Origin of the sequence: Pseudomonas sp. LAMO17WK12:I1 (genome assembly GCF_900177315.1) — a bacterium.
Lineage (GTDB): Bacteria > Pseudomonadota > Gammaproteobacteria > Pseudomonadales > Pseudomonadaceae > Aquipseudomonas > Aquipseudomonas marginalis.
The window spans coordinates 177,208-198,453 of sequence record NZ_FWZV01000007.1; the positions used below are offsets into that span (position 1 = coordinate 177,208).

Annotated in this window: 16 protein-coding genes; 6 read left to right on the top strand and 10 right to left on the bottom strand. The window is 64.9% G+C overall.

Annotated features, from left to right (window positions below; genetic code table 11):
- Positions 1 to 153: 153 nt before the first annotated feature.
- The 6 genes from exbB to B9N88_RS15315 all read left to right on the top strand — a co-directional run bounded on the left by exbB (position 154) and on the right by B9N88_RS15315 (position 6,937).
- Positions 154 to 1,134: a tonB-system energizer ExbB gene (gene exbB / locus B9N88_RS15290; RefSeq protein ID WP_027608281.1), complete on the top strand. Its 981-nt coding sequence runs from the start codon at positions 154 to 156 to the stop codon at positions 1,132 to 1,134.
- Between the two features lie 6 nt (positions 1,135 to 1,140).
- Positions 1,141 to 1,566, top strand: a complete 426-nt coding sequence (gene exbD / locus B9N88_RS15295; protein ID WP_003195519.1) for a TonB system transport protein ExbD — start codon at positions 1,141 to 1,143, stop codon at positions 1,564 to 1,566.
- A complete protein-coding gene (locus B9N88_RS15300; protein WP_027608280.1) occupies positions 1,563 to 2,312 on the top strand; it encodes a TonB family protein in 750 nt (249 codons plus the stop codon). The genes exbD and B9N88_RS15300 overlap by 4 nt, the downstream gene beginning before the upstream one ends.
- Positions 2,313 to 2,454: 142 nt before the next feature.
- Positions 2,455 to 3,375, top strand: a complete 921-nt coding sequence (locus B9N88_RS15305; RefSeq protein WP_015886540.1) for a hydrogen peroxide-inducible genes activator — start codon at positions 2,455 to 2,457, stop codon at positions 3,373 to 3,375.
- An 8-nt stretch (positions 3,376 to 3,383) separates the two neighbouring features.
- Entirely contained in the window at positions 3,384 to 5,459 is a 2,076-nt protein-coding gene (gene recG, locus B9N88_RS15310) for an ATP-dependent DNA helicase RecG (protein WP_027608279.1), read from the top strand.
- 77 nt (positions 5,460 to 5,536) lie between these two features.
- Complete coding sequence (locus tag B9N88_RS15315; protein ID WP_027608278.1) at positions 5,537 to 6,937, top strand: aminoacyl-tRNA deacylase and HDOD domain-containing protein; 1,401 nt, start codon at positions 5,537 to 5,539, stop codon at positions 6,935 to 6,937.
- A gap of 46 nt (positions 6,938 to 6,983) precedes the next feature.
- On the opposite strand, the gene B9N88_RS15320 is transcribed toward B9N88_RS15315, so the two are convergent.
- The 10 genes from B9N88_RS15320 to B9N88_RS15365 form a co-directional block, all read right to left on the bottom strand.
- Positions 6,984 to 7,358 (bottom strand): hypothetical protein, encoded by a 375-nt coding sequence (locus tag B9N88_RS15320; protein ID WP_003195530.1) that lies wholly within the window; start codon positions 7,356 to 7,358, stop codon positions 6,984 to 6,986.
- 124 nt (positions 7,359 to 7,482) lie between these two features.
- On the bottom strand, positions 7,483 to 8,409 hold the full coding sequence (tagQ, locus tag B9N88_RS15325; protein WP_027608277.1) for a type VI secretion system-associated lipoprotein TagQ: 927 nt from the start codon (positions 8,407 to 8,409) through the stop codon (positions 7,483 to 7,485).
- A gap of 84 nt (positions 8,410 to 8,493) precedes the next feature.
- On the bottom strand, positions 8,494 to 10,152 hold the full coding sequence (locus B9N88_RS15330; RefSeq protein ID WP_227432307.1) for a formylglycine-generating enzyme family protein: 1,659 nt from the start codon (positions 10,150 to 10,152) through the stop codon (positions 8,494 to 8,496).
- A gap of 43 nt (positions 10,153 to 10,195) precedes the next feature.
- Positions 10,196 to 11,380 carry an ABC transporter permease gene (locus tag B9N88_RS15335; RefSeq protein WP_027608275.1) on the bottom strand — a complete coding sequence of 395 codons (1,185 nt, stop codon included), beginning with the start codon at positions 11,378 to 11,380 and terminating at the stop codon, positions 10,196 to 10,198.
- On the bottom strand, positions 11,380 to 12,084 hold the full coding sequence (locus tag B9N88_RS15340) for an ABC transporter ATP-binding protein (protein ID WP_027608274.1): 705 nt from the start codon (positions 12,082 to 12,084) through the stop codon (positions 11,380 to 11,382). Before B9N88_RS15340 ends, B9N88_RS15335 begins: the two co-directional genes overlap by 1 nt.
- Complete coding sequence (locus B9N88_RS15345) at positions 12,084 to 15,092, bottom strand: serine/threonine-protein kinase (RefSeq protein WP_027608273.1); 3,009 nt, start codon at positions 15,090 to 15,092, stop codon at positions 12,084 to 12,086. Before B9N88_RS15345 ends, B9N88_RS15340 begins: the two co-directional genes overlap by 1 nt.
- Positions 15,089 to 15,808 carry a PP2C family protein-serine/threonine phosphatase gene (locus tag B9N88_RS15350; RefSeq protein WP_027608272.1) on the bottom strand — a complete coding sequence of 240 codons (720 nt, stop codon included), beginning with the start codon at positions 15,806 to 15,808 and terminating at the stop codon, positions 15,089 to 15,091. The genes B9N88_RS15345 and B9N88_RS15350 overlap by 4 nt, the downstream gene beginning before the upstream one ends.
- Positions 15,809 to 16,462 carry a type VI secretion system-associated protein TagF gene (gene tagF / locus B9N88_RS15355; RefSeq protein WP_027608271.1) on the bottom strand — a complete coding sequence of 218 codons (654 nt, stop codon included), beginning with the start codon at positions 16,460 to 16,462 and terminating at the stop codon, positions 15,809 to 15,811.
- Positions 16,459 to 19,959: a type VI secretion system membrane subunit TssM gene (tssM, locus tag B9N88_RS15360; RefSeq protein WP_027608270.1), complete on the bottom strand. Its 3,501-nt coding sequence runs from the start codon at positions 19,957 to 19,959 to the stop codon at positions 16,459 to 16,461. The genes tagF and tssM overlap by 4 nt, the downstream gene beginning before the upstream one ends.
- A complete protein-coding gene (locus B9N88_RS15365) occupies positions 19,956 to 21,245 on the bottom strand; it encodes a DotU family type VI secretion system protein (protein ID WP_027608269.1) in 1,290 nt (429 codons plus the stop codon). The genes tssM and B9N88_RS15365 overlap by 4 nt, the downstream gene beginning before the upstream one ends.
- Position 21,246 lies beyond the last annotated feature (1 nt).

Consider the following 21,246-nt stretch of genomic DNA (forward strand, 5'->3'; position numbering starts at 1 on the left):
GCAGCAGACCGGCGGCCAGAAAAAGGGCAAATAAAGTTACTGTATTACTTCTGTTAACAAGAATTACTTGCAATAATAACCGCCCATTTGTCCTCGACCCCTTTTGGGTCTGGAAGGACGATCACTCATTTTCTTCTCTCAGGTCCGGCCAGCATGACACGTAATACAACCCCCGCTTCGCCAACCACGCTTCACAGCCCATCCCGCGCCTGGCGTGCGATTGCTGCGATGCTGTTCAGCGTACTGCTGGCGCCGACCGCCGCATTCGCTGATGCCACCGCCCCGGCTACCCCGGCCGCCGCCGAGCACAATGCTGCGGCTCCAACCGCACCCGCTGCTGCCCCCGCGGCCACCGACCCGGCCCAGGCTGCATCCCCAGCCGCCGCCGACGAAACCGGTGTCGTGCTGGAAGAAGACAACACCCTGGGCATGGCCCACGACCTGTCGCCATGGGGTATGTACCAGAATGCTGACGTGGTGGTGAAAGCCGTGATGATCGGCCTGGCCATCGCGTCGATCATTACCTGGACCATCTGGATCGCCAAAGGCTTCGAGCTGCTGGGTGCCAAGCGCCGTCTGCGCGCTGAAATCGTCCACCTGAAGAAAGCCACCACCCTCAAGGAAGCCAGCGAAAGCGCGACCAAGAAAGGCACCCTGGCAAACACCCTGGTGCACGACGCACTGGAAGAAATGCGCCTGTCGGCCAACACCCGTGAAAAAGAAGGCATCAAGGAGCGCGTGGCGTTCCGCCTGGAACGCCTGGTTGCAGCCTGCGGCCGTAACATGAGCAGCGGCACCGGCGTGCTGGCGACCATCGGCTCCACCGCGCCGTTCGTCGGCCTGTTCGGTACCGTCTGGGGCATCATGAACAGCTTCATCGGCATCGCCAAAACCCAGACCACCAACCTCGCCGTCGTCGCCCCCGGCATCGCCGAAGCCCTGCTGGCAACCGCCCTGGGCCTGGTCGCCGCGATTCCTGCGGTAGTGATCTACAACGTCTTCGCCCGTTCGATTGCCGGCTACAAGGCCCAGGTATCGGATGCGTCGGCAGAAGTCCTGCTGCTGGTCAGCCGCGACCTCGATCACCTGCCTACCGAGCGCAGCTCGCAACCGCACATGGTGAAAGTGGGGTAATCGGCCATGGGCCTGCATTTGAATCAAGGCGACGACGAACTCGTCGAGAACCACGAAATCAACGTCACGCCGTTTATCGACGTGATGCTCGTGCTGCTGATCATCTTCATGGTGGCCGCTCCATTGGCCACCGTGGACATCAAGGTTGACCTGCCCGCCTCCAGCGCCAAGCCTGCGCCGCGGCCGGAGAAACCGATCTTCCTCAGCGTCAAGGCGGACCAACGCCTGTTCCTGGGCGAAGAAGAAGTCAAGGCCGAAACCCTGGGGCCGGTGCTCGATGCCAAGACCCAAGGCAAGAAGGACACGACGATCTTCTTCCAGGCCGACAAAGGCGTGGACTACGGCGACCTGATGAGCGTGATGGATGCCCTGCGGGCAGCCGGCTACCTCAAGGTAGGCCTGGTCGGACTTGAGACGGCAGCCAAGAAATGATCACGACGCGCCACAAACTGACGCGTTATGGCACCAGCCTCGCCGTCGTGCTGGGCGTGCATGCCGTCGCGATTGCCATCGCGCTCCACTGGTCAGCGCCGCGCACGGTGCAGTTGCCGCCAGCGGCCATGGTCATCGACCTGGCCCCGATGCCTGCACCGCCGCCGCCGGCGCCGCCGAAAGTGGTAACGCCGCCGCAACCGCCTGCACCGGTGGAAGAGCTGCCCCTGCCGAAACTGGCCGAGGCGCCCAAGCCAACGATCCAGGTGCCCAAGCCGGTCAAGCCCAAGCCTAAACCGCAGCCGCCCAAGCCGGTGGAGAAAAAGATCGAGCCGCCCAAGGAGAAACCCTCCGAGGACCCGCCGAGCGACGCTCCGCCCACCAAGGCACCGGCTGAAAAATCGGCCCAGCCCGTACCTGGCCCGTCGCCGCAACAGATCGCCGCCAAAGCGTCCTGGGAAGGCACCCTGCTGGCACACTTGCAGAAGTACAAGAAGTACCCGCCAGGTGCCCAGGCCCGTGGCAAGGAAGGCCTGAACCGCCTGAAGTTCGTGGTGGATGGCGACGGTAACGTGCTGTCCTACGAGTTGGTGGGGCGTTCCGGCAACGCCGACCTGGACCGCGCCACCCTGGACATGATCCGTCGTGCCCAGCCGCTGCCCAAGCCGCCGGCCGACATGCTCAAGGGCGGCAGCATCGAGATCGTTGCACCGTTCGTGTACAACATCGAAAAACGTCGTCGCTGAAAATGATGGTGGCGAGGGACACCCCTCGCCACTCTCAGCAAAATCCCGCGCATTCCCCGCTCAATCCCCAGCAAAGTTCTGATAACGTGCGTCTATCGATTGCAGCCGGTATGCTTGGCCCGCAACCTCATGGACGCCCGCTATGACTCTTACAGAATTACGCTACATCGTTACCCTCGCCCAAGAGCAGCACTTTGGCCACGCGGCCGAACGCTGCCACGTCAGCCAGCCGACGCTGTCGGTGGGCGTGAAAAAGCTTGAAGACGAACTCGGTGTGCTGATTTTCGAGCGCAGCAAAAGCGCCGTGCGCCTCACCCCAGTGGGCGAAGGCATCGTTGCCCAGGCCCAGAAGGTGCTGGAACAGGCGCAAAGCATTCGTGAACTGGCCCAGGCCGGTAAGAACCAGCTGACTGCACCGCTGAAAGTCGGCGCCATCTATACCGTCGGCCCGTACCTGTTCCCGCACCTGATCCCGCAACTGCACCGCGTCGCGCCGCAGATGCCGCTGTATATCGAAGAAAACTTCACCCACGTGCTGCGCGACAAACTGCGCAACGGCGAGCTGGACGCGATCATCATCGCCCTGCCGTTCAACGAAGCGGATGTGTTGACCCTGCCGCTCTACGACGAGCCGTTCTACGTGCTGATGCCCGCCTCCCATCCGTGGACGCAAAAAGACACCATCGACGCCGGCCTGCTCAACGACAAGAGCCTGCTGTTGCTCGGCGAAGGCCACTGCTTCCGCGACCAGGTGCTGGAAGCCTGCCCGACCCTGACCAAAGGCAACGACGGCGCCAAGCACACCACCGTGGAATCCAGCTCCCTGGAAACCATCCGGCATATGGTCGCTTCCGGCCTGGGTATCTCGATCCTGCCGCTGTCGGCAGTGGACAGCCATCACTACGCCCCCGGCGTGATCGAAGTGCGTCCACTGACGCCGCCGGTGCCGTTCCGTACCGTGGCGATTGCCTGGCGCGCCAGCTTCCCACGGCCCAAAGCCATTGAGATCCTCGCCGACTCGATCCGCCTGTGTTCGGTGGCCAAGCCGCCTGCTGCGAGCTAAGTAAACGTATGACTGAGCTGTCGCAGGTGTCGGTGACGGCACTCAAGGGTGTCGGCGAGGCCATGGCCGAGAAGCTGGCCAAGGTCGGCCTGGAAAACCTCCAGGACGTGCTGTTCCACCTGCCCCTGCGCTATCAGGACCGCACTCGCGTGGTGCCCATCGGCCAACTGCGTCCCGGGCAGGATGCCGTGGTCGAAGGCACCGTCAGCGGCGCCGATGTGGTGATGGGCAAGCGCCGCAGTCTGGTGGTGCGCCTGCAGGATGGCACCGGCGGCCTGAGCCTGCGTTTCTACCATTTCAGTAACGCACAGAAGGAAGGCCTCAAGCGCGGCACCCGCGTGCGCTGCTACGGCGAAGCGCGCCCCGGCGCCTCGGGCCTGGAGATCTACCACCCGGAATACCGTGCCATTACCGGTGACGAACCGCCGCCGGTGGACACCACCCTCACGCCGATCTACCCGCTCACCGAAGGCCTGACCCAACAGCGCCTGCGCCAATTGTGCATGCAGACCCTGGGCATGCTTGGCCCGCAGAGCCTGCCCGACTGGCTGCCCCTGGAACTGGCCCGCGACTACCAACTGGCGCCACTGGCCGATGCGATCCGCTACCTGCATCACCCCCCTGCGGACGCCGATGTCGACGAACTGGCCCTGGGTCATCACTGGGCCCAGCACCGCCTGGCCTTCGAGGAGCTGCTGACTCACCAACTGTCCCAGCAACGCCTGCGCGAAAGCATGCGCTCCCTGCGTGCGCCGGCCATGCCCAAGGCCACGCGCCTGCCTGCGCAATACCTGGCCAACCTCGGCTTTGCGCCGACCGGTGCCCAGCAGCGCGTGGGCAATGAAATCGCCTACGACCTCAGCCAGCACGAGCCGATGCTGCGCCTGATCCAGGGCGACGTGGGCGCGGGCAAGACCGTGGTCGCCGCCCTCGCCGCCCTGCAAGCCCTGGAAGCCGGTTACCAGGTGGCGCTGATGGCGCCCACCGAGATCCTCGCCGAGCAGCACTTCATCACGTTCAAGCGCTGGCTCGAGCCCCTGGGCCTGGAAGTCGCGTGGCTGGCCGGCAAGCTCAAGGGCAAGACGCGCGCGGCCGCGCTGGAACAGATCGCCGCCGGTGCACCGATGGTGGTGGGCACCCATGCGCTGTTCCAGGACGAAGTGCAGTTCAAGAACCTGGCTCTGGTGATTATCGACGAACAGCACCGCTTCGGCGTGCAACAGCGCCTGGCCCTGCGCCAGAAAGGCGTGGGCGGGCGCATGAACCCGCACCAGTTGATCATGACCGCCACCCCGATCCCGCGCACCCTGGCCATGAGCGCCTACGCCGACCTCGACACTTCGATCCTCGACGAACTGCCCCCCGGCCGCACACCGGTCAACACCGTGCTGGTCACCGACACCCGGCGCGTCGAAGTGATCGAGCGTGTGCGCGGCGCCTGCGCCGAAGGCCGCCAGGCGTACTGGGTGTGCACACTGATCGAAGAGTCCGAGGAGCTGACCTGCCAGGCCGCCGAGACCACCTATGAAGACCTCACCAGCGCCCTGGGGGAACTCAAGGTCGGGCTGATCCACGGGCGCATGAAGCCTGCGGAAAAGGCCGCGGTGATGGCTGAATTCAAGGCCGGTAACCTGCAGCTGCTGGTCGCTACCACCGTGATTGAAGTGGGCGTGGACGTGCCCAACGCCAGCCTGATGATCATCGAAAACCCCGAGCGCCTGGGCCTGGCGCAATTGCACCAATTGCGCGGCCGTGTTGGCCGAGGCAGTGCCGCCAGCCACTGCGTGCTGCTCTACCACCCGCCGTTGTCGCAGATCGGCCGCCAACGCCTGGGCATCATGCGCGAGACCAACGACGGTTTTGTCATCGCCGAAAAAGACCTTGAACTGCGCGGCCCCGGCGAAATGCTCGGCACCCGCCAGACCGGCCTGCTGCAGTTCAAGGTCGCCGACCTGATGCGCGACGCCGACCTGCTGCCCGCCGTGCGCGATGCAGCGCAGGCATTGCTGGAGCGCTGGCCGGATCACGTCAGCCCGCTGCTGGATCGCTGGCTGCGCCATGGGCAGCAATACGGCCAAGTGTGACGCCTGCCTCACTTATCCGACCTACAGGTGTATCAAGCTGGTTATACTTCGGTGACTGTAAGAAATTGGATCAGGCCATGTCAGAAGTTGCCCACGCCACAGCCCCATTGACCGCCCCGCCGGTCATTCGGGCTTTGCTCGCAAAACTCGCCATCAGCTACACGGAAGTCACCGAACATCCGGGCCTGAATCCTGCGCAAAAAGTCCAGGCCGTCTTGCTGGAAGACGCGGTGGGCGCCCTGATGGTGCTGTTCCCGCAGAACCAGTTGCTGGACCTCAACCGCCTCACCGAACTCACGGGTCGCCGCCTTACAGCCGTGTCGCCTGACCGCGTCGCGCGCATGCTGGGCAAGCACGACCTGAGCCTGCTGCCGGGCCTGCCGGCACTCACCAGTTCGCCGTGCCTGTACGAAGGCAGCCTGCTCGACGAACCGAGCCTGCTGGTGCATTCAGGTGAAGCCGGGCTGCTGCTGGAAATCGCCAGCGACGCGTTCAAGACCATGCTCACCAAGGCCAGCGCCGCCCAGTTCGGTGAACCGCTGAGCAACATCCGCCCGAACCTCGACCGCCCCAATGATGACCGTGAGGAAATCACCCAGGCGATGCAGGCGTTTACCGCCCGCCGCATCCAGCAACGCCTGGAAGCGACCATCGAGATTCCACCGCTGGCCGACACCGCCCAGAAGATCATCAAGCTGCGCGTCGACCCCAATGCCACCATCGACGACATCACCGGCGTGGTTGAAACCGACCCGGCCCTGGCCGCCCAAGTGGTGAGCTGGGCTGCGTCGCCGTACTACGCATCGCCGGGCAAGATCCGCTCGGTGGAAGACGCCATCGTGCGCGTGCTGGGTTTTGACCTGGTGATCAACCTCGCCTTGGGCCTCGCCCTGGGCAAGACCTTGAGCCTGCCCAAGGACCACCCGCACCAGGCCACACCGTACTGGCACCAGTCCATCTACACCGCCGCCGTGATCGAAGGCCTGACCCGCGCCATGCCCCGCGCCCAGCGCCCGGAAGCCGGCCTGACCTACCTCGCCGGCCTGCTGCACAACTTCGGCTACCTGTTGCTGGCCCATGTGTTCCCGCCGCACTTCTCGCTGATCTGCCGCCACCTGGAGGTCAACCCGCACCTGTGCCACAGCTATGTGGAGCAACACTTGCTGGGCATCAGCCGCGAGCAGATCGGCGCCTGGCTGATGCGCTACTGGGACATGCCGGACGAGCTGTCCACTGCCCTGCGTTTCCAGCACGACCCGACCTACGATGGGCAATACGCCGAATACCCGAACCTGGTGTGCCTGGCCGTGCGCCTGCTGCGCAGCCGGGGGATTGGGTCCGGGCCGGACGAGACCATCCCGGACGAACTGCTTGAGCGTTTGGGCTTGAGCCGTGACAAAGCGGATGAAGTCGTGGCCAAGGTGCTGGATGCCGAGGTGCTGCTGCGCGAATTGGCCTCGCAGTTCAGCCAGGGCTGAATCTGGCGCCTGTCAGATAGCTATCCAACTCGGTCGACCTGAAAGCCTACTTCTTTTTCTTCGGCTTCAAATACTTGGTCAACCCCTGGAACCAGATCACCAGCGCCGGGTTGCCCTTGATCTGGATCGACTTGTCCTGAATCCCCGTCATGAACGCCAGTTGCTTGTTCTTCGCCTGCATCGTGGCGAAGCCGTAGGCCGCATCCTTGAACGCAATGGCAAACGCCGGCGCCGGGTGGACACCCGAGCGACTGGTGATGCGCTGGTCCTTGACGATGAAGTGACGGGCAACCTTGCCGTCGAGGGTCTGCAACTGGAACGCGAGGTCTTTGTCACCCAGCTGTTGCTGGAAGGCAGGATTGGTGCGGCTGGCTTTGCCCATCATCAGGCCCAGCACCCACAGGAGAAGACGAAATTTCATGCACACGGCCTCGGTGTAATTATTGAGTGGCCGCAGCAGTTTAACCAATTGCAAAAAGAACGCTACCGATCTTGCGCATTAGCGGAAGATCGGCTGGCGTTTGACGCTTATAGCAGCATGTTACTTAAACGTTAGGGCAAGGCACCGGAGCCCAGTCGACCAGGTTAGGATCGCGGCAAGTGCCTTCGATCTGCGCTTTACCAGCGCTGGCGACCTTCTTGCTTTCATCCTGCTTGGTCTGGGCGGTCTGGAAGGTTTTCTCGGTGCTCACGGCTTCTGTTGGTACGGTTGGAAGCGGTGGCTTTTTCGGTGGCTTGGTGCCGGTACCTTTCTTCTTGCCCGGCGTCACAACGGGCGTTACATCGGCCTTGGCCACGGTGACCACGTCGGCACGCTGTACGCCGACCTGCTGCAGGTCTTTCTCGTAGGCCTGGGTGTAGTTGTTCAGGTCTTCGGCGGCTTTGCCGTTGACCGCCACGATCAGGTCATTGGATTCCTTCAGGCCCGAGACGATTTCCGCCAGGCGCTTGCGGCCTTCGGTGTCGTTGACGGTCTTGGCTTTGCGATCCGCCACCAACTTGGTGAATGCGCTCTGGTAGCACTGCTGGGACGCCCTGGCGTACGCGGTGCTGCGGTCGATGTCGGAGGCGCTTTTGTTCACGTCAGCCGCATACGAGGCAATGCGCTGGTTGTCATCGGCGATCTGCTTCTGACGCTCGGTGTAGTAACCCGCTGCGCCGCCGGCCAGGGCCCCGCCCGCTGCACCGATGGCGGCGTTACGGCCACGTTTTTCCTTGTCGCCGGTCAGGGCGCCGAGCAGGGCACCGCCGGCCGCGCCGATGGCCGCACCGGTCACCACCGACTTGGTCATGTTCGAATCGGTGGCGCGCAAGTGCTGCACCGGCTCGTAGCAGTTGGGGTAGTACTCGACCTTGGTGCTCGACGCGACCTTGGAGGCCGGCGACGTGGCGCAGCCGGTCAGCACAGTGCTGAAGCCGGCCGCGATCAGCAGCAAGTGACGCTTGGAAACCGCCTTACGGGAAAAAAGCATAGGTTGTGTTCTCTTCTAAGTTTGACTTGCCCAGCACGGCCACTGCCGCCTGAGTCCCTTCCAAGCTCGCCATACAGCCAGCGATCAGCGCTGACCGCTCGCTGCGAGCAATTCCTTCAAGATCGTCGCCGGGTCGGCCCGCTGTTGCTTGCGGTAGTTGCCGACATGGCGAACGAACAGTGTTGCGCGCGTCACCAGGCTCTTGCCGAGCACGGGCTTGCGATCCAACTCTTCCTTGATCCGTTGAAACTGCGCCTGGATCACCGCATCGGTGTAACGCGTGCCGGTGGCCAGGTTGTCGATATAGATCGCCACCGCGCCATCGAGGGCGCTGCGTCCGTTTTCGATGGCCGTGGCAAACAGTGCCGCGCTGGCCTCTTCCTTGTTGTCCAGGGCCTGCTGGCGACTCTTCTGCAGGTTGGCCAGGCGGATGTTGTAGTTGCTGATGGTCTCGGCCACCAGCGCGGCCGACTGAATCAGGTTGCCCGCCGCTTCTTCGCGTTGCTGGGCGATCAGCGAGACATTGCGCTTGAGTTCTTCATTGACCAGCCCGAGTTCGGCCTGCAGCTTGGGGTCGACGCTGGCGGCGATGATGCTGTCCAGGCGCTTGGTCGGGTCCTGGGCGTCATCGATGGCGTCGGTCAGCGAGGCCAGGCGGCCCTCTTTCTGCCACTGCGCAAACAACTCCTTGTAACGCGAGCGCGGCGCCGACAACGCACCGATTGCCACGCGAAAACCCGTGGTCTCGTTGCTCTGCTCGGTGCCGTCGGCGGCGAACAGCGGGTATTCGCGGCGCATGCCGGTAAACAGCGTGCCCTCGCCTTCGAGGTAGTTGCCGCCCTTGACCACAAAGCCGCCGTAGGTGCCCTGGCGACGACCGGCGTGCACCAGCTGGAAGGACTCCTGGACCATTTCCGCGGCGTTGCCGATCACGTCGAACATGCCGATGGGGTTGGGCAGCTTGGTACCGATAGGCATCAGGCGTGCGGCCTGGCCAGTACCGCCGGCGACCTGGTTGAACACCGCGTAATCACCCAGCGGGCCATCGCTGTCGCTGCCTTCAACGCGGCGTGGAAACAGGCGCCCTTCCAAGTCCTGGCGGCTCACCGCCTGGCCACCGCGTGCGGCGAACTCCCACTCCACTTCAGTGGGCAGGCGCACGAAACCCAGGCCGCCGTCTTCCGCCGACGACCCACGACCGCTCACCGGCAGCAAATCGCGGTGGTATTTCATCAGCCAGGCGCTGTACACCGCCGAAAAGCGCTCGGCCTCAAAGCGCGACAGCTTCACCTTGGGCAAACGCCCGGCCATGCCGGTGGGCGCATCGCACGCCGGTGCCGGTTCGCCACTGGCCAGGGATTGCGCCTGGGCCATCACCTGGGCGTACTGGCGGGCGGTCACTTCGTACTTGCCGATGAAGTACAGCATGGGCTTGAGCGGGGTCTTGGCGTCGGTCTTCGGCATCAACGGCGCAATGACTTTGCTCCAGTCTTTCGGCAAGTCCTTGAGGGTGAACTGGCCGTTGATAAAGTCGCGGCGGTAGCCGGAGATAAATGACTGCTGGTAACCCGCCTCGCCTTCGGCGAAGGGGTAGCCGAGGCTGATCTCGCGGTCATCCAAGGTCCCTTGGGCCAGCACATAGGCGTAGCGGAACACCATAGTGCCTTCGCACGGCAGCGGCAGGCTGACGTCGTCGGGCAACGGCTTGGGGTTGTCGAGCTTGTCGCTCGCTTCATCGGCCATGGCCAGCGAGGCCAGGCTCAGCGCCACAACGGCGCCCAGTAACTTATACATCTCTGATTCCTTCAGAAGCCTGGATACGCGCCACTCGCCAACCACCACAGGCTGCCGCCACGGCGCTGACGCCAAGGACTGCAACCAGGGCCAGGCCATAGTGACGCGCCAGCAGGTGGCTGGCGTGTTCGCCCGGCACCTGCACGAATAACTTGTTCAACGCCGCCTCGGCCAGGCCATACAGCCCAACGCTGAGTAAAGCGGCAAACCCTGCGCTGTACAGCGCCTGCAGCACCACAAACAACAACAGCGCGCCGGTGGAAAACCCCAACAGGCGCAACACCGACAATTCCCGGCGCTTGCGCGCCACAGCGGCCAACACCCCGGCGAAGATCGCCGCAAACGCGCCCGCCAAGGCCAACCCGGCGATGATCCAGAAGACGATCGACAGGTTGCGGCTCAGCGACTGCACCTGGGCGATCGTCTGTGCCTGGGTCGATACCAACAGATTCTGCCCGGCGAAAAATACCCGCAGCGGCTCCACATCGGCCAGGCTGCGCGCATACAAGCGAAACGCCGGATACACCCGCTGCTCGCTCACACCCACCTCATCACCGGCCCAGCCCAACGCCGGTACCGCACGGCCATCGCGGTAATCTTCCGCCGCTTCCAGCAATCTCAAATCGGCAAACAACCCATCCCGGGCGAAGGCTTCCAGCGGCAGCACCGCCAGTACCTGCAAGCGCGTGCGCTGGGCTTCTACACGCCCCGCCACTTGCCGCGCAAAGCTGGTCTCCAGCCAATCCCCAGGCCGCGCCGCAAGCTTCTCGGCAGCGGTGTGGCTCAGCACGATCCGGTCCAGGCCCCTGGGCATCGGCAGGCCGTTGAGCAGCGGATCACCCGCAGCGGTCGGCAGCATTTCCAGGGTCAGCGTGCCCACCTGCGCCGTCGCCGCAATCTGCCGCGTGCGCGGTAAGGCGAACGCCACATCGCTGCGCTGGCCAAGCTGTTCGACAAATGCGCTGCTGAATCGACCACCGCCCAGCGGAATAATTTCACGAGTGGCCGGATCGGTCTCCAAACGTTCGGTCAAACTGCTAACCAGTCCAAATTTCAGGCCGAACAACACCAGCAACGGCGCGATCACCGCCACCAGCGCCAACACCGAACAGGCCGACAGCCAGGCATCGTTGCGGTAATCCTGCCAGGCCAGGGACGCCACCAGAGGGATGCGCATCAGCACGCCTCCCCAAGGGTCGCGGTGACGCCGCCATCGGTATCGCGACGGCAACTGATGCGCCGCACCTGCAAGCCACTGGCACGGGCCAAGGGTTCGTCATGGGTGGCGATCACACAGGCGGCGCGGTGCTCGCGGGCCTGGGCCAGCAGGGCCTGCATCACGCGCTCGGCGTTCAGCGGATCAAGGGACGCCGTCGGCTCATCGGCCAGCACCAGTTGCGGTGCATGGGCCAGGGCGCGGGCGCAGCTCACACGTTGGCGCTGGCCCACCGACAACGCGGCCGGCTTCTTGGCCAACTGGTCGCTGATCTCCAGCTGTTCCGCCAGGCGCGTCACGCTGCCGTCGTCTTTCAACCCCAGCAGTTGCCGGGACAGCGCGATATTGCTGCGCACATCCAGAAAGCCCAGCAGCCCGCCGGTTTGCAGCACATAGCCCAAGTGCTGGCTGCGCAGCGCGGCCAGGGTGGATTGCTGATCGGCGCGCCACAGTCCACCAATGTCCTGCCGGTTGAATTCGAACCGGCCCACCTGATCCGGCGCCAGTACCAGCGCCAACAGATCCAGCAAGGTGCTCTTGCCGCACCCGCTCGGCCCGACAATCGCCAATTGCTCGCCGGCACGCAGGTGCAGCGCCGGGATCACCAGGCTGTAACGCTGGCTGCCGACACCCCGGCTCTTGTGCACCGCGCTCAGGTTCAGCATTACGGCAGCGTCGACAACGGCACGCGGTACAACGCATCGCCCGGCTCGGCATCGCCGAAACGGACCCAGTTGGCCACGTCATTGTGGAAGGTTTCGTAGAGGCGGATTTTCGAATCCAGCTCGTCGATAAAGTCTTCCTGCTCGGCCACGCTCAACGACAACCACAGGTCCTGGGTCATGTTCAGCGACTTGCTGCGGTACGGCAGGCCTTCAAGGTATTCGCCGAGAATGCCGCCGTCGGCCAGGTTGCCGCCCTTGCGCAGGGCTTGGGGGTCGCGGCTCATATAGGCCGAGGCGCTGGCGATTTCCTGGAAGAAATCCTTGGGCGAGGTCTGGGTCTTGCGCGCCGCATCGACGATCAGTTTCAGCGACTGTTGCAGGTCATTGAGCTGCAGCTTGGTCAGCATCACGCACACCTGGAACGCCGGCAGCGCGGGGTTGGTCAGGTCGCGGTCGGCGGTCCAGGCACTGACCAGCTGCGGCGCCTGGCTGGCGTTCCGGCGCCCGAGGAAGTCCATGTGCATGGCATAGCCGACCGCTGCGGATTTGTCCGCCAGGCTCGGCGCGGCACTCAGCAGCGGCACCGCTTGCGGCGTATTGCTGCGCACCTGGTGCACGAGGTTGGCGAACACACTGCCGATCTCGTCGACACGCTCGCCCAGCTTGCGCACATCGCCACCCGGCACGGGCGTGTACAGGTCGCCGATCTGCGGGTTGGCGTCGGCGGTGAGGATGCGATATTGGCTCTCGGCGCCGGCGTGGGTTTTCTTGCCCGCGTCGGTGCGCAGGTGCAGCGCGTAGATCTTGATCTGCTTGCCCAGTGCGGCCTGGCGCACTTCGGCTTCGTTCATCTGGGTGGCGGCAAACGGGTCGTTCTTGCGCAGCGCGCCCGCATCGGTGACCAGCAGGATGATACGACCGCCGTAGCCGGACCAGTCCATGCCGTCCACGGCCTGCATCACCCCGGCAAACGCGTCCTCGTTGAAGGAGTGGCTGGACACGGTAGACGCCTTGACCTGGCGCGCCATGTCGAGGAAGCGTTGCGGGTCACGACCCTGGTCGAGGCTGATCAGGGTCTTGGCCACGTATTCCAGGCCTGGGGTTTTCTTGATGCTGCTCCGGAAACCGACCATGCCGAAGCTGACACTGTCCAGCTCGCCACGCTCGGCGATACGGGTTTGCAACTCGTGCACCACGTCGCGGATCTGGTCGATGTAGGGCTGCATGGAGACCGTGGTGTCCACCACCAGCACCACGGCAGTGCGGAAGGCGTCGGCATTGGCGTTGATCACCGGGGTCGATGGTTTGGCCGCAGCGTTGCTGCCCGGGTCGATGGAGGCGACGTTAAGCAACTGCACCGGCTGGCCGTTTTCGTCGAAGCTCTCCTTGGCGTCGAAGATCGGCAACAGGTAGAACTGGTTCTGCGGCACCGCGCTGGCGGCCGGCTCCAGGGCCAGGACCTGGCCGTTGTCGTCGCTGTTCTTCTGCGCCTTGGCCAGCACGCCTTTGGCGGCGGCTGGATCAGCGAGCAACTTTTCCACTTCGCCGGATTGGCGCAGGAACATCACCGGCGCCCGGCCGGAGCGTTCGGTGAACTTGAGCACGAGGCTTTGCTTCCAGTCGCTGACCTGGGCGGCCGGCAACCAGCCGTCGCTGCGGCCATCGGTGGCGGCACCGACGCGCACCCACGGGCTGCCGTCGACGTCTTTGCGCTGGTACACATACAGCACGGAGAACGCCGGCAGGGCCTTGCCCGGCGCGCCGCCGGCGTCATCCGACAGCTTGGCGCCGGGCTTGCTGAGGACGCGCTGGAACAGGGTCTTCTTGCCGGCCATCAATAACGGCCGTTGGCCGCCGTCCACTTCGGCGGCCGTAGTGGGCGTTGCCGGGGGCACGTCGGCGACCGCCGTCGGTGGCTTGGCCTGAGGCACGACGGCAGCCGGCGGCTTGGCCGGTTCATCACTGCCGCTCAACCACCAGTAACTGCCGCCACCAATGGCCAATGCGACGGCCACCGCCACGGCGGCCAGTGCCAGCACCGGCCCACGGCGCTGCTCGGACACGGCCTTGTGCTGGGTCGGCGTTACCACCGGCTGGCGTACCGGTTGCGCCTGGGGCCTGTCGGTCGGGATGTCGATGGTGACCGGGGTCATGCCCGCCAGATCAAAACTCAGCGGGATCGGCAACGGCCGCACCAGCGTGGCCTCCGGCGACTCCGCAGGCAGGTTATCCAGCGCCTGCAGCAGCGCCGCCGCATCCGGGAAACGCTCCGCCGGGTCCTTGGCCAACAGCTTGCGCAGCACGCCCTGATAGCGGCCGTGGTGCACCGGCAATTCCGGCAAGGGTTCGGTCAGGTGCGCCAGCGCGGTGGACAGCGCATCGTTGCCGTTGTACGGCAGCTTGCCGACGAGGATTTCATACAGCACCACGCCCAGCGCGTAGAGGTCGGCACGGCCATCGATCTCCTGGCCCCGCGCCTGCTCCGGGCTCATGTAGCTCGGCGTGCCCACGGCAAAGCCGGCCTGGGTGAATTGGGTGCGGTCGTCCAGGGACTTGGCGATACCGAAGTCCGACAGCACCGCCGTGCCATCGGCGCGGAACAGGATGTTTGCCGGCTTGACGTCGCGGTGCACCAGCCCCTGGGCATGGGCATAGCCCAGCGCCGAGGCGATCTGGCGGATCAGCGTAATGCCCTGCTCCGGCGTCAGGCCGGCGGCGATGCGCTCCTTGAGCGTGCCGTTGGGCAGGTATTCCATGGCCATGTAGTACAGCTCACCGACATTGCCGATGTCATGGATGGTCACCGTGTGCGGGTGGGACAGCCGCGCGAGGGTCTTGCCCTCGCGCAGGAAACGTTCGCAGAAGCTCGGGTCGGCCGCCAGTGCCGCCGCCATCACCTTCAACGCCACCTTGCGCTCCAGGGAACGCTGGGTCGCCAGGTACACGCTGGCCATGGCGCCTTCGCCGATCTCGCCGTCGATGTCATAGCCCGGAATCACAATGTTCATGCCGATACCTTCACGACGATGGCGGTGATGTTGTCCGGCGCGCCACGGTTGAGCCCCAGGTGCACCAGGCTGCGCACGATTTCATCCGGCGCGTCGTGGCTGAGCACTTCGCGGATCTCATGGTCTTCGACGGTCTTGTTCAGGCCATCGCTGCACAGCAGGTAGCTGTCGCCGGGGGCGATCAGCAGGTCGACCACCGCCAGTTCCAGCTGGGCTTCCACGCCAATGGCGCGGGTGACGATGTTGGCGCGCGGGTGCACGCGGGCATCGGCTTCGCTGAGCAGGCCGCTGTCCTGCAGGTCCTGGACGTAGCTGTGATCGCGAGAGATGCCTTCGAGCACGCCGTCGCGCAGGCGGTACAGGCGACTGTCGCCGGCCCACAGGCACACACCGCGCAAGCCGCGCGCGGCGAGCACCACCACCGTGCTGCCCATCATGGTCACGCCACGGTTGGCGGTTTCTTCACGCACGGCGGCGTTGATGCGGGTCAGGTCATTGCGCAGGGCTGCCGAGTACTCGTCGAGGGAACGGCCCATCGGCACGCTGCGCAGGCTGTCGACGATCAGGCTGCTGACATAATCCCCCGCCGCGTGCCCGCCCATGCCGTCGGCCACCACCCACAGGCGGTTTTCCGGCAGGTCCAGGCATGCGTCTTCGTTGACCTGGCGAACCATGCCCACATGGCTTTTGCTCGCGGATTTGTACGTCGACCCCATCTACACCACACCTTCTTGTCCGAGCAGAAACTGCGCAAAATCGCCGGCGGCAGGCAGGCCCTGACACCGCAATAAACCAGGGGAAATCGTCTGCGAACCACGCCCCCACCACAGGCTCGCACCGTCGCAGGCCTGTTCGGCGAGCGCGGTCATGCGCTGGTGCGGCACGCTGGCCGCCACGCGCTGCAGGCCGGCGAAACGGCTGTCCACCGCACGCGGCTCGGTCGCCGGTAAGCCCAGGTCGTCGAGGCCAGCGTTGAAGCGTTCAAACGTCGCGCCGGCATCCAGGGTGCTGAGCAACAGCTCTTCGGCCTGCTCGAACCAGCTGTCCGGCCCGCCCACCAGGGACGCCGGGTTGATGTCGTGATCGAGCAAGGCGACCACCGCCAGCGGGAAATAGCGCCCGACCCGGTCAATGCTCGGCATCACCACGCCCGCCGCCGCGTCCGGCCCGCACACGCCGGGCGCCAGCACAAAGCGCCACAGAGGGCTGACCAGGTACGCATTGAGCCAGTCGGCGCCGAGGCTGTTCTGGCTGGCGAGCAACCCCGCCGCCAGCCAACTGTCCCACGGGCCGATAAAGCTCTGGGGCAAGGCACGGCTGACGAAGTCTCCGCGACTGGCCAGCTTGCCGTAGAAACCCAGCGTCGTCATAGCCGCTCCGGCAGGCTGAAGCCACTGAGCACGCGGCTCTTGAACGGGTTGAAGGCGCTGTTGGCGCGCAACTCGTAGGCGATGCTCGCACCGTCGACCCGCAGGCGCAGGTTGAAGCGGTCCGGCGAATTGCCGGCGGTGAGGTCCGACTGTTCCAGCAGGCGGAACCAGGCCCACGGCCCGTCCAGGGTCACGCCCGAGCGGCCACTGGCCGACGGCGGCATGATCGAGATACGCACCACGCCAATGCTGCCGGGGTTCGGCCACTGCATCGCCACCGGGCGGCTCGGGCCGTGGTCGTAGCTCAATTGCTGGCCGTCGAGGTCGAGCAGGAACTGGGTGATGGTCGGGTCCATCGACACCGGCTTGAGTTCGAAACGTACGATCGGTTGGGTGCCACCGGAGCGGAAAAATGCATCGCGGATCGTCGCCGCGCGCTGGAAGGTTTGCAACACGCCCGGCGCAATCCCCAGCTTCTGTGCCGCGCCCGGCTGCCAGCGCCAGGTCTGTGCCGAGGTGTCCACGTACGGCTGCAGGTATTTGCGGAAGTAGTTGTCCATCACCCCGCCCACGCCGAAGAACTGGCCGAAGTCATCCAGGGTCGCATCCCGCGTGCTGCCCGGCGACATCGGGTAACGGCCGGCCAGGGACTGACGGTACACATTGACCACTTCGCTGACCCACGCCGCGTTCAGTTGGTTACGCACGCCACCCATCATGCTGTTGGTGGTGGAGTTGACCACCGACTTGACCATGCCCTGCACCAGCGGCGGTTGGCGCTCGGCGTTCAGGCTGACCCGTGTGGCCGCAGCCGCGGCCTGGTTCTTCGCCTCGCCAAGCAAGGCATCGCCGCTGGCCCCGACCATGGCGCTGACCTGCACATACAGCGCGTTCATGTCCGACAACAGACCGTCGATGGCCGCCGGTTCACCTTCGTTCTTGCTGACGATGCTGTTGAGTTCGGCAAAGTGCGCGGTCACCGGATCATCCGCTGCAGCCGGCGCATTGGCCGTCGGTTGCTCCTGGCCGAGCAGGCTGCCGAGGCGCTCCTTGAGCTTGTCGACGCCACCTTCCACCGGCACGCCTTTGGCGGCCAATTGGCGCTCTTCGGCTTGCAGATCGGTTTCCCTGGCCACGGCCACCAGCAGTTTTTTCAGCGGTGAACTCGGCCCGGAAATCACCCGCAGCACATCGGCCGCCTGGGCCACGCTGGTGATCGGCACAAAGTCGATATCGGCGAGCAGCGCATCCCACTGGCGCTGATAGTCCTGGAAATACAGGCGACGCACATCGGCGGCCAGGCTGACCACGTTCTGCTGATCGGCCTGCTCATGGCCCAGCACCCATTGTTCTTCGGCCAGGGTGCCGGTCTGGTTCAGGCTGCTGAGCAAAAACGCCTGGCGATAACCCTTGGCGGTGAAAAAGCCACTCAACGGCTCGCCCAACGGCTTGCCGCTTTTACGGCTGAACACCAGCGCAGCGTCACGGCCAGCGGCTTCGTTGATACGGAAGTCCGGGATGCCTTCGGGCAGTTTCTGGCGCTTGACCCGGTCGTAGACACGCTGGGCCACCGGCAGTTGTTGCAACTGGCGACGCAGATCGTCGATCAAGCGCGGGTCAAGGCGCGCATTCGGCGGATGGCGCTCGAACAGCGCCTGCAAGTGCCCGCTCAACGCCTGGCGCTGATCGGCCGGCAGGTCGCGCGGCAGGTTGCGGTCCCAGTCGAGGGCGATCCAGGCCTTGATGAAGTCCGGGTCGTAATGCTCGCTGTCGGCGAGCATCAGGTAGGCCTTGAGGCCTTCGTAGAGGAAGTCGGAGTTGCCGCCGCCGTGCAGTTGCTCCTCGATGCGCGTCACCAGGCGCGGCGCAAACACGGCGATCAACAGCTTGCGATAGACGCTGGCGGACTCGGCTTCGAGCATATCGCCCTGATACAGCCCCAGGCCTTCGGACCAGCTCGGCGAATCCCCCGCGAGGTTCTTCACCGCATTGAGCAGCGGCAGCACCGCGAGCACTTCACGCTGTGCCGGGCTGAGGTTCTGGACGGTCTGGCCCAGTGGCGCGACCTTCTGGTCGACCTGGGCGATATACGCCTGGTTGGCGCGATAACTCACCCACCACAGGCTGCTGACCACGATCACCAAGGCCACGGTGGCCGCGAGTACACCGCGTGCGATCCACGTGCGCCGACGCTCGACTTTCGGATTAACGCCCACCAGGCCACGTTCGGCAAAGGCTACGGCGGTGAAGAGTTTTTCGATGAAGTAACTGCGCCCGGTGCCGCTCTGGCGCGCCAGGTGCTGGCGGTCCAGGTTCATGCTCTGGGCCATGGCGCCGATCAGGCGATCGATCGGGCTGCCTTCCTGGGTGCCGCTGGTGAAGTACACGCCGCGCAGCAATACGCGTTCTTCAAAGGCATTGGGCTTGAACACGCCTTCGAGGAAGCTTTGCAGGCAGTCCTTCAATGCGCCGAACTGCTGCGGGAAACCGTAGATCAGGTCGCGCCGCGCCGGGTCGCGCTCCTGTTGCAGGCGCTCCACCAGGCGTTCGTTGAGGCGCTGCTCGAGGCCGGCGAATTCGCTTTGCAGGTGCGCCAGGGGGCTGTCGCTGTTCTTGCCGTCGTCCAGGGCAAAGGTCATGCCCCAGACCTGGGCGCGTTCTTCCTTGCTCAGGTTGTCGAAGAACTCCATGAAGCCCGGCACCAGGTCGAGCTTGGTCAGCATCAGGTAGATCGGGAAACGCACGCCCAATTGGGTGTACAGCTCCTGGATACGCAGGCGGATCGCCGCCGCATGGGCCGCGCGCTCGGCATCGGTGCCCAGCAGCAGGTCCGACAGGCTGATGGCGATAAAGGCGCCATCGATGGGCCGGCGCGAGCGCTGCTTTTTCAGCAGGTCGAGAAAGCCCAGCCAGGCGGCTTTGTCCACCGTCGAATTGCTGTCCTGGGTGGTGTAGCGGCCGGCGGTGTCGAGCAATACCGCCTGGTCGGTAAACCACCAGTCGCAGTTGCGCGTACCGCCGACACCGCGCACCGCCCCGGCACCCAACTGGGCCGCCAGCGGAAAGTGCAGCCCGGAGTTGACCAGCGCCGTGGTCTTGCCCGAACCCGGCGGGCCGATGATCACGTACCACGGCAGCTCATAAAGGTTGCGACGTTCGTCGCCACCGAGCTTGGCCTTTTTCAGCAGCGCCAGGGCTTCGTCCATGCGCTGGCGCAGGGTGGTGAGTTCTTCGGCGGTGGCCACGCTGTTGGGGTCGGCCGGGGTTTCGGCCGCCAGGCTGCGCATCACTTCGGCCGCCTGGCGCCGCGCCTGGATGATGCGGAACACGCGGTAGGCGATCCACACCGCAAACACCAGGATGATCAGCGCCCAACGGCGCCCTTCCGGCACCAGCACGTCGAGCAACGGCCCCACAAACCAGATGATCAGGCTCAGGGCGATCAGGCCCAGCACGGGGATCACCCAGCGAATCATGAAACTGAAAAACGCCTTCACTCGACGCCCTCCGCCAATACGGTGATTTCAACCCGACGATTGCGGGCACGGCCTTCGGCAGTTGCGTTGGTCGCCAACGGCTCGGTGTCGCTGCGGCCCTCGGCACTGAAGCGATCAGCCTGGCCGGTCTTGGCCGCGAGGATTTCCAATACCGACTTGGCCCGCGCTTCGGACAATGCCCAGTTGGACGGGAAACGCAGCGTAGCAATCGGGCGGTTGTCGCTGTGCCCGGTGACGCGCACCTGGCCCTTGACCTTGCGGATGGCGTCGGCGATGCGCAGCATCAGCGGCTGGTAGTCATCGACGATGCTGGAACTGGCGGACGCAAACAGCTCATCGCCACGAATGGTGACCACGGAGCGGTCGACCTTGTCTTCCACCGCGACGCGACCGGCCTTGATGTCTTCCGCCAGGAAGCCGGCCAGACGCGGACGCTCGATCACTTTGGGCTGTGCCACCGGACGGTCGATGGCCTGCACCGGGATCTCGCCCAGGGCATGGATGTTCTTGAACACCGGCTCGGCCTGCGCCGCCAGCAGCAGGCGCAAGGTGAACAGCAAGGCCAGCAACAACGCCAGGCCGATCGCCACGGCGATCCAGGGCGGCATGAACTGCGCCAGCCGATCACGCGCGACGGTGACGCCACGCCAATGGGGCGACAGTTCGCGCTCGTGGTCACCGCGAGCACTGCGAATCGCCGCCGCCGTGCGCTCACGCAAGGCTTCCAACTGGCTGCGACCGTCGTTCATCACGCGGTAACGGCCTTCGAACCCCAGGCACATGCACAGGTACAACAGCTCCAGCAGGTACAGGCGCTCCCGTGGACTTTGCAGGCAGTGGTCGAGTAACTGGAAGACTTTTTCGCCCCCCCAGGCCTCGTTGTGCACGGTGATCAACAGGCTCTGCTTGCCCCAATCGCTGGTGCTGCCCCACGGCGTGCTCAACACCGCCTCATCGAGGGCGGTGCACAGCGCGTAGCGCGCCAGCAGCACCTCGTTGCGGGCCACGCCAGCGGCTTCGGCGCGTTCTTCGAACTGGCGCAGGTACGCCAGCAACTGCGCGCGCAGGCTGGCCGGCGCCGGGTGCGCGATGGTGTTGCGCAGGCGCGTCAACAGCGCCAACAGCGGGCCGGCGGCGCTTTCCAGCGGGTTCAGGCCCTGGCTTTTGCCGGTGAGAATCGGCGCGGCCGGCATCGACAGCGGGGCCGGTTCGGCACGCGCGGGTTCCGGCGCACGGCCACCCGGGCGCGGCATGAACTGGGTGCGGTCGTCATCATTGGGATGCATC